Source organism: Pseudomonas sp. ChxA (genome assembly GCF_030263855.1).
GTDB classification, from domain to species: domain Bacteria; phylum Pseudomonadota; class Gammaproteobacteria; order Pseudomonadales; family Pseudomonadaceae; genus Aquipseudomonas; species Aquipseudomonas fluorescens_CB.
In genome coordinates this window covers 87619-104275 of record NZ_JARPMK010000002.1, presented here as the reverse complement: position 1 = coordinate 104275, position 16657 = coordinate 87619, and the positions used below count along the sequence as shown (strand labels likewise).

12 protein-coding genes are annotated in these 16657 nt (G+C 59.0%); all 12 read left to right on the top strand.

The window, feature by feature from the left end; genetic code table 11:
- Positions 1–46: 46 nt before the first annotated feature.
- Positions 47–1399 (top strand): sigma E protease regulator RseP, encoded by a 1353-nt coding sequence (gene rseP / locus P5706_RS26135; protein ID WP_017137146.1) that lies wholly within the window; start codon positions 47–49, stop codon positions 1397–1399.
- 74 nt (positions 1400–1473) lie between these two features.
- On the top strand, positions 1474–3861 hold the full coding sequence (gene bamA / locus P5706_RS26130) for an outer membrane protein assembly factor BamA (RefSeq protein ID WP_200433315.1): 2388 nt from the start codon (positions 1474–1476) through the stop codon (positions 3859–3861).
- Positions 3862–3906: 45 nt separating this feature from the next.
- Positions 3907–4410: an OmpH/Skp family outer membrane protein gene (locus tag P5706_RS26125; protein WP_003189173.1), complete on the top strand. Its 504-nt coding sequence runs from the start codon at positions 3907–3909 to the stop codon at positions 4408–4410.
- 3 nt (positions 4411–4413) lie between these two features.
- Entirely contained in the window at positions 4414–5469 is a 1056-nt protein-coding gene (lpxD, locus tag P5706_RS26120) for a UDP-3-O-(3-hydroxymyristoyl)glucosamine N-acyltransferase (protein ID WP_285682958.1), read from the top strand.
- 111 nt (positions 5470–5580) lie between these two features.
- Positions 5581–6021, top strand: a complete 441-nt coding sequence (fabZ, locus tag P5706_RS26115; RefSeq protein ID WP_003172281.1) for a 3-hydroxyacyl-ACP dehydratase FabZ — start codon at positions 5581–5583, stop codon at positions 6019–6021.
- Positions 6018–6794, top strand: a complete 777-nt coding sequence (gene lpxA / locus P5706_RS26110) for an acyl-ACP--UDP-N-acetylglucosamine O-acyltransferase (RefSeq protein ID WP_200433313.1) — start codon at positions 6018–6020, stop codon at positions 6792–6794. The genes fabZ and lpxA overlap by 4 nt, the downstream gene beginning before the upstream one ends.
- A gap of 2 nt (positions 6795–6796) precedes the next feature.
- Complete coding sequence (gene lpxB / locus P5706_RS26105) at positions 6797–7936, top strand: lipid-A-disaccharide synthase (protein ID WP_200433312.1); 1140 nt, start codon at positions 6797–6799, stop codon at positions 7934–7936.
- Positions 7933–8565, top strand: a complete 633-nt coding sequence (rnhB, locus tag P5706_RS26100; protein ID WP_200433311.1) for a ribonuclease HII — start codon at positions 7933–7935, stop codon at positions 8563–8565. The genes lpxB and rnhB overlap by 4 nt, the downstream gene beginning before the upstream one ends.
- 77 nt (positions 8566–8642) lie before the next feature.
- Positions 8643–12164, top strand: coding sequence for a DNA polymerase III subunit alpha (gene dnaE, locus P5706_RS26095; protein ID WP_200433310.1), 3522 nt, complete (start codon positions 8643–8645; stop codon positions 12162–12164).
- A gap of 129 nt (positions 12165–12293) precedes the next feature.
- Positions 12294–13241, top strand: a complete 948-nt coding sequence (locus tag P5706_RS26090) for an acetyl-CoA carboxylase carboxyltransferase subunit alpha (RefSeq protein ID WP_285682954.1) — start codon at positions 12294–12296, stop codon at positions 13239–13241.
- Between the two features lie 189 nt (positions 13242–13430).
- Entirely contained in the window at positions 13431–14750 is a 1320-nt protein-coding gene (gene tilS / locus P5706_RS26085; protein WP_285682952.1) for a tRNA lysidine(34) synthetase TilS, read from the top strand.
- Positions 14751–15023: 273 nt separating this feature from the next.
- Positions 15024–16655, top strand: coding sequence for a CTP synthase (gene pyrG, locus P5706_RS26080; protein ID WP_285682950.1), 1632 nt, complete (start codon positions 15024–15026; stop codon positions 16653–16655).
- Positions 16656–16657: the final 2 nt, after the last annotated feature.

Below are 16657 nucleotides of genomic sequence, written 5' to 3'. Positions count from 1 at the left end.
GCAGGTTTGAGCCTTCAGGCACTGGATTGGAATGCGGAGAAATTAGATGAGTGCGCTCTACATGATTGTCGGCACCCTGGTTGCTCTGGGTGTGTTGGTTACCTTCCACGAATTCGGCCACTTTTGGGTGGCGCGTCGTTGCGGCGTCAAGGTACTGCGCTTTTCCGTCGGTTTCGGCATGCCATTGCTGCGTTGGCACGATCGGCGCGGCACTGAATTCGTGATTGCGGCCATTCCGTTGGGCGGCTACGTCAAGATGCTCGACGAGCGCGAAGGCGAAGTGCCGGCCGATCAGTTGGATCAGTCCTTCAATCGCAAGACCGTTCGTCAGCGCATCGCCATTGTGGCTGCCGGTCCGATCGCCAACTTCCTATTAGCGATGGTGTTCTTCTGGGTCTTGGCCATGATGGGCAGCCAGCAGGTGCGCCCCGTCATCGGCGCGGTCGAAGCCGACAGCATGGCGGCCAAGGCCGGCCTGGTCGCAGGGCAGGAAATTGTTTCCATTGATGGCGAGCCGACCACAGGGTGGGGCGCGGTCAATTTACAACTGGTACGCCGCATGGGTGAGAGCGGCACCATTAATGTCGTGGTGCGCGAACAGGATTCCACCGCCGAGACGCCTCGCGCCCTGGCCCTTGATCACTGGCTCAAGGGCGCGGATGAGCCTGACCCGATCAAGTCGCTGGGGATTCGACCGTGGCGCCCGGCCTTGCCGCCGGTGCTGGCCGAGCTGGACCCGAAAGGCCCGGCGCAAGCCGCAGGTCTGAAAACCGGCGACCGCTTGTTGGCCCTTGATGGCCAGGCGCTGGGCGACTGGCAGCAAGTGGTCGACCTGGTGCGTGTACGTCCTGATACCAAAATTGTGCTGAAAGTTGAGCGCGATGGTGCTCAAATCGACGTCCCTGTGACCCTGGCGGTACGCGGGGAAGCCAAGGCAGCCGGGGGTTACCTGGGTGCCGGGGTGAAAGGTGTCGACTGGCCGCCTTCGATGGTGCGGGAGGTCAGCTTCGGGCCGTTGGCGGCAATTGGCGAGGGTGCAAAACGCACTTGGACCATGAGTGTGCTGACCCTCGAATCGCTCAAGAAAATGTTGTTCGGCGAGCTCTCGGTAAAAAACTTGAGTGGACCGATAACCATTGCTAAAGTGGCGGGCGCTTCTGCCCAGTCGGGTGTCGCGGATTTCCTGAATTTCCTGGCTTATCTGAGTATTAGCCTTGGAGTTCTGAATTTGTTGCCCATTCCAGTATTGGATGGGGGGCATCTGTTGTTTTATCTGGTCGAGTGGGTGCGTGGTCGCCCCTTGTCGGATCGGGTGCAGGGTTGGGGGATACAGATCGGTATCAGTTTGGTGGTCGGAGTGATGTTGTTAGCTCTGGTCAACGATCTGGGACGACTGTAACGCTTCGCTGAATTGCGAATCTGCCGCATTTTGCGGCAGTTTGTTTATTGCCAGTTGGAATAAGAAAGGACTTCATGAAACGTCTGCTGCTAACTGCGGTTCTCACCGTATTGATGATCGCCGAAGTTCACGCCGAGTCCTTCACTATCTCCGATATTCGCGTCAACGGCCTCCAGCGGGTTTCCGCCGGTAGCGTCTTTGGTGCCTTGCCGTTGAACGTCGGGGAACAGGCGGATGATCGTCGCCTGGTGGAATCCACTCGTGCGCTGTTCAAAACCGGGTTCTTTCAAGATATCCAACTGGGTCGCGAAGGTAACGTCCTGGTCATCACTGTCGTTGAGCGACCTTCCGTCGCCAGTATCGAGATCGAGGGTAACAAGGCGATCTCCACTGAAGACTTGATGAAGGGTCTCAAGCAATCCGGCCTGGCCGAAGGCGAGATCTTCCAGCGCGCCACCCTCGAGGGTGTGCGTAACGAACTGCAACGTCAGTACGTTGCCCAGGGTCGCTATTCCGCGTCCGTGGAAACCGAAGTGATCCCGCAGCCTCGTAACCGTGTTGGCCTCAAGGTCAAGATCAACGAAGGCACCGTGGCGGCCATCCAGCACATCAACGTGGTGGGTAACACCAAGTTTGCTGATGATGACCTGATCGATCTGTTCGAACTCAAGACCACCAACTGGCTGTCGTTCTTCAAGAACGATGACAAGTACGCCCGTGAAAAACTCTCCGGTGACCTGGAACGTCTGCGTTCCTACTATCTGGACCGTGGCTATATCAACATGGATATCGCTTCGACCCAGGTGTCTATCACCCCGGACAAGAAACACGTCTACATCACCGTCAACGTCAACGAAGGTGAGAAATACACCGTGCGTGACGTCAAGCTCAGCGGTGACCTGAAAGTCCCTGAAGACCAGGTGAAGTCGCTGTTGCTGGTGCAGAAAGACCAGGTGTTCTCGCGCAAGCTGATGACTACCACGTCCGAACTGATCACCCGTCGCCTGGGTAACGAAGGCTATACCTTCGCCAACGTCAACGGCGTGCCGACCCCGCACGACGAAGACCACACCGTGGACATCACCTTCGTTGTCGACCCTGGCAAGCGTGCCTACGTGAACCGCATCAACTTCCGTGGCAACACCAAGTCTGCGGACGAAGTGCTGCGCCGTGAGATGCGCCAGATGGAAGGTGGCTGGGCGTCGACTTACCTGATCGACCAGTCCAAGACCCGTCTTGAGCGCCTGGGCTTCTTTAAAGAAGTCAACGTCGAAACCCCAGCCGTACCGGGTGTGGACGACCAGGTTGACGTGAACTACGCCGTTGAAGAACAAGCGTCGGGTTCGATCACTGCCAGCGTCGGTTTTGCACAGAGTGCCGGCCTGATCCTCGGTGGTTCGATCACCCAGAACAACTTCCTCGGTACCGGTAACAAGGTCTCCATCGGCCTGACCCGAAGCGAATACCAGAGCCGCTATAACTTCGGTTATGTCGACCCCTACTGGACAGCTGACGGTGTGAGCCTGGGCTACAACGCCTTCTACCGCACCACCGACTACAAAGACCTCGACGTTGACGTTGCAAGCTATGCGATCGACAGCCTGGGCGCCGGTGTCAACATCGGTTACCCGATCAGTGAGACCTCGCGTCTGACCTTCGGCTTCACCGCGCAACAGGACAAGATCAAGACCGGTGTGTACACCACCGACGAAATCTTCAACTTCGTGCGCAAAGAAGGCGACCAGTTCCTGAACTTCAAGGCTTCGGCCGGTTGGTCGGAATCGACCCTGAACAAAGGTGTGCTGGCGACCCGTGGCCACTCCCAGAGCCTGACTTTGGAAGCCACTACGCCAGGCAGCGACCTGTCGTTCTTCAAGCTCGACTACCGTGGCCAGTTGTTCCAGCCGCTGAGCGATAACTACACCATGCGCCTGCACACTGAGCTGGGTTATGGCGATGGTTATGGTTCGACCAACGGTCTGCCGTTCTATGAGAACTACTATGCAGGTGGTTTCAACTCGGTTCGTGGTTTCAAGGACAGCACCTTGGGTCCACGTGGTACCCCGAGCCGTGGTCAATTGGTAACCGGTAACCAGGGCACCAGCGTTGACTCGAACAATGACCCGCTGCCTTTCGGTGGTAACATTTTGATCCAGGGTGGTGCGGAGATTCTGTTCCCGCTGCCATTCGTCAAGGATCAGCGTTCGCTGCGTACTTCGGTCTTCTGGGACGTGGGTAACGTGTTCGACTCCAAGTGCGAACAGATCACCAACCCAAGTGGCGTGAAGTCCCAGACTGAGTGCAACGACGTCAGCCTGAGCAACCTCGCCAGCTCCGTAGGTGTTGGCGTGACGTGGGTGACTGCGCTTGGCCCATTGAGCTTTGCTCTGGCCATGCCGATCAAGAAACCGGATAACGCTGAAACCCAGATTTTCCAATTCTCCCTCGGCCAGACGTTCTAAGCGTCTGACCCAAGATAACGACAACGGATTCTGTAGGAGTACATCGTGCGTAAGTTGACTCAATTGGTTCTGCTGGCCACCGTGCTGGTAACCACCCCGGCCTTCGCCGAAATGAAAATCGCCGTCCTGAACTATCAGATGGCCCTGCTGGAATCCGACGCGGCCAAGCGTTACGCCGTGGATGCCGAGAAGAAGTTCGGTCCGCAACTGACCAAACTCAAGACCCTGGAAAGCAGTGCCAAGGGTATCCAGGATCGTCTGGTAGCCGGTGGCGACAAAATGCAGCAAGGCGAACGTGAGCGCCTGGAACTTGAATTCAAGCAAAAGGCCCGCGACTACCAGTTCCAGTCCAAGGAACTGAACGAAGCCAAAGCCGTTGCTGACCGTGAAATGCTCAAGCAGCTCAAGCCTAAGCTCGACAGCGCCGTGGAAGAAGTCATCAAGAAAGGTGCCTTTGACCTGGTGTTCGAACGTGGCGCCGTGATTGACGTCAAGCCTCAATACGACATCACCCGCCAGGTGATCGAGCGCATGAACCAGCTGAAGTAAGCCATGACCGCGACTATCAAGCTCGGCGAGTTGGCCGAGTTCCTGGGGGCCACCTTGCGTGGCTCCAAGGAGAAAGAAATTACTGGGCTAGCCACCTTGCAGGAGGCTGGCCCAGCTCAGTTGAGCTTCCTCGCAAATCCCCAATACCGTAAATACCTGGTCGACAGCCAAGCCGCAGCTGTATTGCTGAAGGCTGCTGACGCCGAAGGGTTTACCGGGGATGCGCTGGTGGTTGCCGACCCTTACCTGGCGTATGCCCGGGCGTCGCACCTGTTCGATCCCAAACCCAAGGCGGCGGCTGGTATTCACCCGTCCGCCGTGATTGCCGATGATGCCCAGGTTGACCCTGCGGCCAGCATTGGCGCGTTTGCGGTGATCGAGAGTGGTGCGCGCATTGCTGCCGGCGTCACGGTGGGGGCGCATTGCTTTATCGGTGCGCGCTGCGAAATCGGTGCCGGTGGTTGGCTGGCGCCTCGCGTTACCCTTTACCACGATGTGCGTATTGGTGAGCGGGTGGTCATTCAGTCGGGGGCCGTGATCGGTGGCGAAGGGTTTGGTTTTGCCAACGCCAAAGGTATCTGGCACAAAATTGCCCAGGTCGGCGGCGTATTGATCGGCGATGACGTGGAAATCGGTGTCAACACCGCTGTGGATCGCGGGGCCTTGGCCGATACCGTGCTCGGTAACGGCGTGAAACTCGACAACCAGATCCAGATCGCCCACAACGTGCAGATTGGCGATCACACCGCCATGGCGGCGTGCGTGGGCATCTCCGGCAGTACCAAGATCGGCAAGCATTGCATGCTGGCCGGTGGCGTTGGGCTGGTGGGGCATATCGAAGTTTGCGACAACGTCTTCATCACCGGCATGACCATGGTGACCCACTCGATTACCGAGCCGGGTGCCTACTCTTCCGGTACGGCCATGCAGCCGGCGGCTGAATGGCGCAAAAGTGCGGCACGTTTGCGCAAGATCGACGACATGGCCCGACGCCTCAAGCAGGTCGAAAAGCGTGTCGAGGACGTGACCCCTGGCGGTAATGCTTCATCAGAAGGCTGATACCATTTCCATATCAAGTGTGCACAGCCGCTAGACTGCCTCCTTGATTTGCTAGCGGGGCGTGCGTTTAGTTCGCCCGCCCCCAATCTTTATTACAGGCTTCCCCCCGAAATGATGGACATCAACGAGATTCGCGAATACCTGCCTCACCGTTACCCGTTCCTGCTGGTGGACCGTGTAGTGGACCTCAATGTCGAGGAAAAGCGCATTCGTGCCTACAAGAATGTCAGCATCAACGAACCGTTCTTTAATGGTCACTTCCCCGCGCATCCCATTATGCCGGGCGTGCTGATCATCGAGGCGATGGCCCAGGCTGCCGGTATCCTTGGTTTCAAAATGCTCGACCTCAAGCCTGCCGATGGCACGCTTTACTATTTCGTGGGCTCCGACAAACTGCGCTTTCGCAACCCGGTCACCCCGGGTGACCAGTTGATCCTGGAAGCCAAGTTCATCAGCTGCAAGCGCCAGATCTGGAAGTTCGAATGCCAGGCCTCGGTGGATGGCAAGCCGGTGTGCTCCGCTGAGATCATCTGTGCGGAACGCAAACTATGAGTTTGATTGACCCTCGCGCAATCATCGATCCGTCGGCCGTTCTGGCCGCCGACGTTGAGGTCGGCCCTTGGTCGATCGTCGGCGCAGGTGTTGAAATCGGCGAGGGGACTGTCATCGGGCCACACGTGATCCTCAAAGGTCCGACCCGCATTGGCAAACACAATCGCATCTACCAGTTTTCCTCGGTGGGCGAAGACACCCCGGACATGAAGTACAAGGGTGAAGAAACACGCCTGGTAATCGGTGATCACAACATTATCCGTGAAGGTGTGACCATTCACCGTGGCACTGTGCAGGATCGTGCCGAAACCACGCTGGGTGATCACAATCTGATCATGGCCTATGCGCATATCGGCCATGACAGTGTGATCGGCAACCATTGCATCCTGGTCAACAACACCGCGCTGGCCGGCCATGTGCACGTTGATGACTGGGCGATCCTGTCAGGCTTCACCCTGGTCCATCAGTATTGCCATATCGGCGCCCACAGCTTTTCCGGCATGGGCACTGCGATCGGCAAGGATGTCCCTGCATTTGTCACGGTGTTCGGCAACCCGGCCGAAGCCCGCAGCATGAATTTCGAAGGTATGCGCCGCCGCGGTTTCAGCGAAGACGCAATTCACGCCCTGCGCCGCGCCTACAAAACGGTTTACCGTCAGGGGCTGACGGTTGAGCAGGCCCTGACTGAACTGGCCGAACCGGCAGCGTTGTTCCCGGAAGTCGCGGTGTTCCGCGACTCTATCCAGGCATCGACGCGCGGCATCACCCGCTGATCATGGCTAATCTGCGTATTGCGCTGGTGGCCGGTGAGGCTTCCGGCGATATTCTCGGCGCAGGCCTGATGCGCGCGCTCAAGGCCCAGCATCCAGCGGTGGAGTTTATTGGCGTAGGTGGCCCGCTCATGCAGGCCGAAGGTCTGACCTCCTACTTTCCCATGGAGCGCCTGTCGGTCATGGGGCTGGTGGAAGTGCTGGGCCGACTGCGTGAGTTGTTGGCGCGTCGCAAGCTGCTGATTCAAACCCTGATCGACGAAAAGCCCGACGTCTTTATCGGCATCGATGCGCCGGACTTCACCCTCAATATCGAGCTCAAGTTGCGTCAGGCCGGAATCAAGACCGTGCATTACGTCAGCCCGTCCGTATGGGCGTGGCGGCAAAAGCGCGTGCTGAAGATCCGCGAAGGCTGCGACTTGATGCTGACCTTGCTGCCGTTCGAGGCCAGGTTCTACGAAGAGAAGGGCGTGCCGGTGCGGTTTGTCGGGCATACCTTGGCCGACACTATCCCACTGCAAGCTGATCGCGCCGCCGCGCGCGCCGAACTGGGCTTGCCCGACGGCCCGCTGGTGGCATTGATGCCGGGCAGTCGTGGCGGCGAAGTCGGGCGTCTGGCCAGTGTGTTTTTCGAGGCTGCCGAACGCCTTCAAGCCTTGAAGCCAGGCGTGCGTTTTGTATTGCCTTGCGCCAGCCCGCAACGGCGTGCGCAAATCGAGACGTTGCTCGAAGGCCGCACGCTGCCGTTGACCTTGCTCGACGGCCAGTCGCACCTGGCACTTGCCGCCTGTGATGCGGTACTGATTGCCTCGGGCACCGCGACCCTGGAGGCGCTGCTGTACAAACGCCCGATGGTGGTGGCTTATCGCCTGGCGCCGCTGACCTTCTGGATTCTCAAGCGTATGGTCAAGAGCCCTTACATCTCCTTGCCTAACCTGCTGGCCCAACGCCTGCTGGTGCCGGAGTTGTTGCAGGACGATGCAACGCCTGAAGCCCTGGCGCAAACCTTACTACCCTTGATCGACGGCGGTGAAGAGCAGACGCGTGGTTTTGACGACATCCACCGCACCCTGCGCCGTGATGCATCGAACCAGGCGGCCGATGCCGTATTGACCCTGATCGGGCAAAAACAGGACGCTTTATGACCACGCAAATGGGCCTGGATTTCAGTCTGGTCGCACACGCCGACGCACTGGTCGCCGGTGTTGACGAAGTAGGGCGCGGCCCGTTGTGCGGCGCGGTGGTAACGGCGGCGGTGATCCTCGACCCAAACCGCCCGATCCTCGGCCTCAATGACTCGAAAAAACTCACCGAAGCACGCCGTGAAAAGCTCTACGACGAAATCTGCGAGAAAGCCCTGAGCTGGCACATCGCCCGAGCTGAAGTCGAAGAAATCGATGAGTTGAACATTCTTCACGCCACCATGCTGGCCATGCAGCGCGCCGTCGAAGGGCTGCACATCACACCGAAAATGGCGATGATCGACGGCAACCGCTGCCCCAAACTGGCGATGCCTTCAGAAGCCGTGGTCAAGGGTGATAGCAAGGTTCCGGCGATTGCCGCCGCCTCGATCCTGGCCAAAGTCAGCCGTGACCGCGAAATGGCGGCGTTCGAATTGATCTATCCGGGCTATGGCATCGGTGGTCATAAAGGCTACCCGACGCCCGTTCATCTGGAAGCCCTGGCTCGCCTGGGTCCGACCCCGATCCACCGTCGCTCGTTTGCCCCGGTCCGCCAGGCTTACGAGGCGCGCGAGAGCGTCAGCGAGGTTTAGTCGCGAGGCTGATGTTTTGCTCAAGGCCCGGTACAATCCCGGGCCTTGTTGTTTCTAAGTTCTTAGACAGGATCACTATGCCGGCTTCATTCGTTCACCTGCGCCTGCACACTGAATACTCCCTGGTCGACGGTCTGGTACGGATCAAACCGCTGGTCAAAACCCTGGTGGGCATGAACATGCCTGCGGTGGCGGTTACCGACCAGAACAACATGTGTTCCCTGGTCAAGTTTTACAAGAACGCCATGGGTGCCGGCATCAAGCCGATTTGCGGCGCCGACCTGTGGCTGTCGAACAAAGACCCGGATAACCCCCTGAGCCGCATCAGCCTGCTGGCGATGAATGGCGTGGGTTATCGCAACCTCACCGAACTGATCTCGCGCGGCTTTATCGACGGCCAGCGCAACGGCTCGATCATCATTGAGCGTGAGTGGGTGGCTGAAGCGAGCGAGGGCGTGATTATGCTCTCGGCTGCCAAAGAAGGTGAGATTGGTATCGCACTGCTGGGCGGCAACCCCCAGGAAGCCGAAGTGTTGGCCCGCGAATGGATGGACGTGTTTCCTGACCGCTTCTACCTGGAAGTCCAGCGCACCAACCGCCCTAACGATGAAGAGCACCTGCATGCCGCCGTGGCCCTGGCCGACAAGCTGGGCGCGCCGCTGGTTGCGACCAACGATGTGCGCTTTATCAAGAAAGAAGATTTCGAAGCCCACGAAACCCGCGTGTGCATCGGCGAAGGCCGCGCACTGGATGACCCGCGCCGCTCCAAGAACTACAGCGAAGAGCAATACCTCAAAAGCGCCGATGAAATGGCCGAGCTGTTCAGCGACTTGCCTGAGGCGCTGGAAAACTCGGTCGAAATCGCCAAGCGCTGCAATATCGAAGTGAAGCTGGGCAAGCACTTTTTGCCCAACTTCCCGATTCCCGATGGCATGACCATCGATGAGTACTTTCGCAAGGTGTCGTTCGACGGCCTGGAAGAGCGTTTGAGTGTTCTGCTGCCCAAGGACACCACTGAAGACTACGACGCCAAGCGCCAGGTCTACGTCGACCGGCTGAATTTCGAGCTGGATATCATTATCCAGATGGGGTTCCCCGGTTACTTCCTGATCGTAATGGACTTTATCCAGTGGGCTAAGAGCAACGGCGTGCCGGTAGGCCCAGGCCGTGGTTCGGGTGCCGGTTCGCTGGTGGCTTATGTGCAGAAGATCACCGACCTTGACCCGCTGGAATACGACCTGCTGTTCGAACGGTTCCTGAACCCGGAACGGGTTTCCATGCCCGACTTCGACGTCGACTTCTGCATGGACGGTCGCGACCGCGTGATCGAATACGTGGCCGAAAAATACGGCCGCAACGCCGTGAGCCAGATCATCACCTTCGGTTCGATGGCGGCCAAGGCTGTAATCCGCGACGTGGCGCGGGTGCAAGGCAAGTCCTACGGCCTGGCGGATCGCTTGTCGAAGATGATCCCGTTTGAAGTCGGCATGACCCTTGAGAAAGCGTATGAGCAGGAAGAAATCCTGCGCGACTTCATCAAGGTCGATGAAGAAGCCGCCGAAATCTGGGACATGGCGCGCAAACTCGAAGGGGTGGTGCGTAACGTCGGTAAACACGCCGGTGGTGTGGTGATTGCGCCGACCAAACTCACCGACTTTTCGCCGATTTATTGCGACGAAGAAGGCGATGGCCTGGTCACCCAGTTCGACAAGGATGACGTGGAGGCAGCCGGCTTGGTGAAGTTCGACTTCCTGGGCCTGCGAACCCTGACGATCATCGACTGGGCGCTCAAGACCATCAACCGCGAGCGCGCCAAGGTCGACGAAGCACCGCTGGATATCGCGTTTATCCCGCTGGACGACAAACCTACCTACCAGCTGCTGCAAAAAGCCGAAACCACGGCGGTGTTCCAGCTTGAGTCGCGCGGCATGAAAGAGCTGATCAAAAAGCTCAAGCCCGACTGCCTGGAAGACTTGATCGCACTGGTGGCTCTGTTCCGTCCTGGCCCGCTGCAATCGGGCATGGTGGACGACTTTATCAACCGTAAGCACGGCCGCGCCGAACTGGCGTACCCGCACTCCGATTATCAGTATGAAGGCCTAAAACCGGTACTGGCGCCTACCTACGGCATCATCCTGTATCAAGAACAGGTGATGCAGATCGCCCAGGTAATGGCCGGTTACACCCTCGGTGGTGCGGACATGCTGCGTCGGGCCATGGGTAAGAAAAAGCCCGAAGAAATGGCCAAGCAGCGCGGCGGTTTCATTGAAGGTTGCGCCTCCAACAATATCGACGCGGACCTGGCCGGTAACATTTTCGACCTGGTAGAGAAGTTTGCCGGTTACGGCTTCAACAAATCCCACTCCGCCGCCTACGGCCTGGTGTCGTACCAGACCGCCTGGCTGAAAGCCCACTACCCGGCGCCGTTTATGGCGGCGGTACTCTCTGCGGATATGCACAACACCGACAAGGTCGTGACCTTGATCGAGGAAGTGCGCACCATGAAGCTGCGCCTCGACGCGCCGGACGTGAACGCCTCGGAGTTCAAGTTCACGGTGAACGACGAAGGCCGCATCATCTATGGCCTGGGCGCCATCAAGGGCGTGGGCGAGGGCCCGGTAGAGGCAATCACCGAAGCGCGTCAGCATGGGCCGTTCGAGGATCTGTTCGACTTCTGCGCACGGGTTGACCTCAAACGCATCAACAAGCGCACCCTCGATGGTTTGATCCGCAGTGGCGCGCTTGATCGTCTCGGCCCGTATTTCCATGATGAGCCGAAGGCTTACCAGGCGAATATCGACCGCAACCGTGCGGTACTGCTCACCGCCATGGAAGAAGCGATCAAGGCCGCCGAGCAGACCGCCCGCACCCACGACAGTGGCCACGCCGACCTGTTTGGCGGGTTGTTTGTCGAGGAAGATGCCGACGTTTATGCCAACCATCGCAAGGCCAAGGAGCTGACCCTCAAGGAGCGTCTCAAAGGTGAAAAAGACACCCTGGGCCTTTACCTGACCGGTCACCCGATTGACGAGTACGAAGGTGAAATACGCCGTTTCGCCCGTCAGCGCATCATCGACCTGAAACCGGCGCGTGACACCCAGACCGTCGCCGGCATGATCATCGCCCTGCGCGTGATGAAAAATAAGAAGGGCGACAAGATGGGCTTTATCACCCTCGATGACCGCTCGGGCCGTATCGAGGCGTCGCTGTTTGCCGATGCGTTCCACTCCGCGCAGTCGCTGCTGCAGACCGATGCGATGGTGGTGGTGGAAGGCGAGGTCAGCAACGATGACTTCTCCGGCGGCCTGCGCCTGCGGATCAAGCGGGTGATGAGCATGGAAGATGCGCGAACCAACCTGGCCGAAAGCCTGCGCTTGAAGGTCAAGACCGAAGCCCTTAAAGGCGATCAGCTACGCTGGTTGGGTGACTTGCTCAAACGTCACCGCGGCGCGTGCCCGGTGACCATGGAGTACACCGGCAATGACGCCAAGGCGATGTTGCAGTTTGGTGAGACGTGGCGAATTGATCCCGCTGATGGCTTGATTCAAGCTTTGCGTGACCAGTTCGGGCGAGACAACGTCTTCCTCCAATACCGCTGACGGTCAGATAAGTCTGATCTCGGCTGAACATTTAATCTCGACCTAAACGCGCCTCTCCCTTAAGGTAGGGCGCGAATAGACAACCGGCTGGCCAGGCACTCCCTGGCCGTCGACCCAAGACGGACGCTTATGAACCCGAATTTTCTTGATTTCGAACAGCCGATCGCTGACCTGCAAGCCAAGATTGAAGAACTGCGCCTGGTCGGCAATGACAATTCGCTGAATATCGGCGATGAGATCGCTCGCCTGCAAGACAAGAGCAGCACGCTCACCGAAGACATTTTCGGCAAGCTGACCAGCTGGCAGATCGCGCGCCTGGCTCGCCACCCGCGCCGTCCGTATACCCTGGACTACATTCAGCACATCTTCACCGAGTTCGATGAGTTGCATGGCGATCGCCACTTCTCTGACGACGCGGCCATCGTGGGCGGCATCGCTCGCCTGGACGACCAGCCAGTGATGGTGATCGGTCACCAGAAAGGCCGTGAAGTGCGTGAAAAGGTGCGCCGTAACTTCGGTATGCCGCGCCCGGAAGGCTACCGTAAGGCGTGCCGCCTGATGGAAATGGCCGAGCGCTTCAAAATGCCGATCCTGACCTTCATCGACACTCCGGGTGCCTACCCGGGTATCGACGCTGAAGAGCGCAACCAGAGCGAAGCGATCGCCTGGAACCTGCGCGTCATGTCCCGCCTGAAAACCCCGATCATCGCCACCGTGATTGGTGAAGGTGGCTCCGGCGGTGCGCTTGCCATTGGCGTCTGCGACCAACTGAACATGCTGCAATATTCGACCTACGCGGTGATTTCGCCGGAAGGTTGCGCCTCGATCCTGTGGAAAACCGCCGAAAAAGCGCCGGACGCTGCCGAAGCCATGGGCATCACCGCCGATCGCCTCAAAGGCCTGGGCATTGTTGATAAGGTTATCGCCGAGCCATTGGGCGGCGCCCACCGCGACCCTGCTGCCGCTGCTGCGACTATCCGCACAGAGCTGGGTTCGCAACTGGCGATGCTCAAGAAGCTGGACAACGAAGCGCTGCTCAAGCGCCGTTATGAGCGCCTGATGAGCTACGGCCTCTAAGTCAACGCAGTACCCTATGTGGGAGCTGGCTTGTGTGGGAGCTGGCTTGCCTGCGATAGCATCAACTCGGTGTAACAGATAAACCGAGTTGTCTGCATCGCGGGCAAGCCCGGCGCCCACACAAGGCAGCTCCCACATTTGCTTTGTGTATGCTGGGTTATCGCATCCAAATTGATGGCGTACTTTGCTATGAAGCCCACCCTGACCGCCAAACTCCTGCAAACCCTGGCCCCTTGGCGCAACGCCTCGGCCTGGCATATCGCCTTCTCTGGCGGGCTTGATTCCACCGTCCTGCTGCACCTGCTGGCCACTCTGGCTAAAACTGACGAACTCCCACCCCTGCACGCAATCCATGTCCACCATGGCCTGCAAGCTGCCGCCGATGCCTGGCCAAGTCATTGCCAAGCCGTATGTGACGAACTGAACGTGCCCTTGCGGGTGGTGCATGTGCAAGTCCAGTCGGGTGCCAGCCTTGAGCGTGCTGCGCGTGAGGCGCGCTATCGGGCGTTTACCGAGGTGGCCGGGGCAGGGCAGGTGATGCTCACCGGTCAGCATCGTGACGACCAAGCCGAAACCCTGCTGTTTCGCCTGTTGCGCGGCGCAGGGGTGCGAGGCTTGGCGGCCATGCCGGTGCATCGCCCATTGGCAGAGGGACACTTGGTGCGGCCGTTGCTGGATGTCGCACGTGCCGAGCTGCAAGCCTACGCGCAGCAGCATCAGTTGCAGTGGATCGAAGACCCTTCCAACGCTGATTCCCGGTTTGCACGCAATTACCTGCGCAATCGTGTCTTTCCGCTGCTGACCGAGCGCTGGCCCCAAGCCGTCGCCAGCCTGGCCCGCACTGCCGAGCACTTGAGCGAAGCCCAGGGCCTGCTCGACGAATTGGCCGGCATTGACCTGCGAGCTGCCGACCAGCCTTCGCCGTTTCCCTGGTTGGCCTTGCCGTCACTGGCCCTGGCTCCCTTGCGCGAACTTTCAGACGCCCGCCAACGCAACGCACTGCGCCACTGGCTGACGCCGCTGACGCGTTTGCCCGACAGCGACCACTGGGCCGGTTGGTATTCCTTGCGGGATGCCAAGGGCGATGCGCAACCGCTGTGGCGCCTGGCCGATGGTCAGCTGCACCGCAGCGGCGAGCGCGTGTGGTGGCTGCCTTCCACCTATTCAGAGTTTTCCGACACGCCGGTGAGCTGGTCCCATCCGCAAAACCCACTAGAGTTACCCGGTAATGGTCAGCTGAGATTGAGTGGTGAGGCGCCCGCAGGCCCGTTGGTGATTCGTTACCGTCAGGGCGGCGAAATCATTGATGTGCCAGGTCGAGGCCGGCGTGACCTGAAGCGCCTGCTGAATGAAAGTGGCCTGCCAGGCTTCATGCGTGGCAGATTGCCGCTGCTGTATCAGGGCGAGCAATTGCTGGCTGTCCCAACCCTTGCGGGGCTGTGGACCTGTTCGACTGGCAAGTCGCAATTACATTGGATGCCACAGACGTGCGATCAAGGTTTGAGCTGATAGAGGCTTTCCGGTAGACTACGCTCCCTTCTTGATACAACTTCTGTGGATTCAGCTGAATCGCAGCAGTTGCCGATTACCAAGCAGTCTTTGCTGGGCGATTCCAAAAAATGTGTAGCGATCAACGTACCGGTGTTTCATTGCTGGTCTGTCACCACGCGGCGGTTTTTTTGAAAGGTGCACTGTGATTAATGCAGGTGATCGGGGGCTTCGGCCTTCCTTCGCTTTCCCCGGCGGCTCGGACCGCTTTAACGCAGACTTCTAGGGTTTTTCATGACGCGCTACATATTCGTCACGGGCGGTGTTGTTTCTTCATTGGGGAAAGGCATTGCCTCCGCTTCATTGGCGGCCATCCTGGAGGCGCGGGGACTTAAGGTCACCATGCTCAAGCTGGACCCGTACATCAACGTTGACCCGGGCACCATGAGCCCGTTCCAGCACGGTGAAGTGTTCGTCACCCACGACGGCGCCGAAACCGACCTGGACCTGGGCCACTACGAGCGGTTCATCCGCACGACCATGACCCAGAACAACAACTTCACCACCGGCCGTGTCTACGAGCACGTGCTGCGCAAAGAGCGCCGTGGTGACTACCTGGGTGCAACCATCCAGGTGATCCCGCACATTACCGACGAAATCAAGCGCCGCATCATCAAGGGTGCAGGCGATGCCGACGTGGCAATGGTCGAGATTGGTGGCACCGTGGGTGACATCGAATCCCAACCGTTCCTCGAAGCCATCCGTCAGCTGCGTTTCGAAATCGGCGCCAAGCGCGCGATGCTGATGCACCTTACCCTGGTGCCGTACATCGCCACCGCCGGCGAGACCAAAACCAAGCCGACCCAGCATTCCGTCAAGGAACTGCGTTCCATCGGCCTGCAGCCGGACGTACTGATCTGCCGCTCCGATCACCCGATCGACATCTCCTCGCGCCGCAAGATCGCGCAATTCACCAACGTTGAAGAACGTGCGGTGATTGGCCTGGAAGACGCCGACACCATCTACAAGATCCCGGGCATCCTGCATGCGCAAGGCCTGGATGATTTTGTGGTCGAGCGCTTCGGCCTGCAGTGCGGCAGCGCCGACCTCTCCGAGTGGGAAGCGGTAGTCGACGCCAAGCTCAACCCTGAGCACGAAGTCACCATCGCCATGGTCGGCAAGTACATGGAACTGCTGGATGCGTACAAGTCGCTGATCGAAGCGATGAGCCACGCCGGTATCAGCAACCGTACCAAGGTCAACCTGCGCTACATCGATTCCGAAGACATCGAGAACCAGGGCACTGCGCTGCTTGAAGGTGTTGACGCGATCCTCGTACCTGGCGGTTTCGGCCTGCGTGGCGTGGAAGGCAAGATCACTGCCGTTCAATACGCCCGTGAAAACAAAGTGCCGTACCTGGGTATCTGCCTGGGCATGCAAGTGGCCGTTATCGAGTTCGCTCGTAACGTGCTGGGCTGGAAAGACGCCAACTCCACCGAGTTCGATCACACCAGCGGCCACCCGGTCGTAGGCCTGATCACCGAGTGGGAAGACGCCACCGGCGCCGTTGAAACCCGTACCGAAACCTCCGACCTGGGCGGCACCATGCGCCTTGGCGCACAGGACTGCCTGCTGGAGCCGGGTTCGCTGGTTCACGACTGCTACGGCAAGGAAGTGATCGTTGAGCGTCACCGTCACCGCTACGAAGTGAACAACAACCTGCTGCCGCAGATCAAAGAGGCCGGCCTGAAAATCTCCGGTCGCTCCGGTGATGGCAAGCTGGTTGAAGTGGTCGAGGCGCCGGATCATCCGTGGTTCGTGGCCTGCCAGTTCCACCCTGAGTTCACCTCGACGCCGCGCGACGGTCACCCGTTGTTCAGCGGTTTCGTTAAAGCAGCACTGACGCAACATCAGAAGAAGGCGTGAAC

Coding starts and splice junctions, on each gene's coding strand:
- bamA (WP_200433315.1), top strand. CDS start 1,474: ATGAAACGTCTGCTGCTAACTGCGGTTCTCACCGTATTGATGATCGCC.
- rnhB (WP_200433311.1), top strand. CDS start 7,933: ATGACCACGCAAATGGGCCTGGATTTCAGTCTGGTCGCACACGCCGAC.
- fabZ (WP_003172281.1), top strand. CDS start 5,581: ATGATGGACATCAACGAGATTCGCGAATACCTGCCTCACCGTTACCCG.
- lpxB (WP_200433312.1), top strand. CDS start 6,797: ATGGCTAATCTGCGTATTGCGCTGGTGGCCGGTGAGGCTTCCGGCGAT.
- lpxD (WP_285682958.1), top strand. CDS start 4,414: ATGACCGCGACTATCAAGCTCGGCGAGTTGGCCGAGTTCCTGGGGGCC.
- pyrG (WP_285682950.1), top strand. CDS start 15,024: ATGACGCGCTACATATTCGTCACGGGCGGTGTTGTTTCTTCATTGGGG.
- dnaE (WP_200433310.1), top strand. CDS start 8,643: ATGCCGGCTTCATTCGTTCACCTGCGCCTGCACACTGAATACTCCCTG.
- tilS (WP_285682952.1), top strand. CDS start 13,431: ATGAAGCCCACCCTGACCGCCAAACTCCTGCAAACCCTGGCCCCTTGG.
- P5706_RS26090 (WP_285682954.1), top strand. CDS start 12,294: ATGAACCCGAATTTTCTTGATTTCGAACAGCCGATCGCTGACCTGCAA.
- lpxA (WP_200433313.1), top strand. CDS start 6,018: ATGAGTTTGATTGACCCTCGCGCAATCATCGATCCGTCGGCCGTTCTG.
- rseP (WP_017137146.1), top strand. CDS start 47: ATGAGTGCGCTCTACATGATTGTCGGCACCCTGGTTGCTCTGGGTGTG.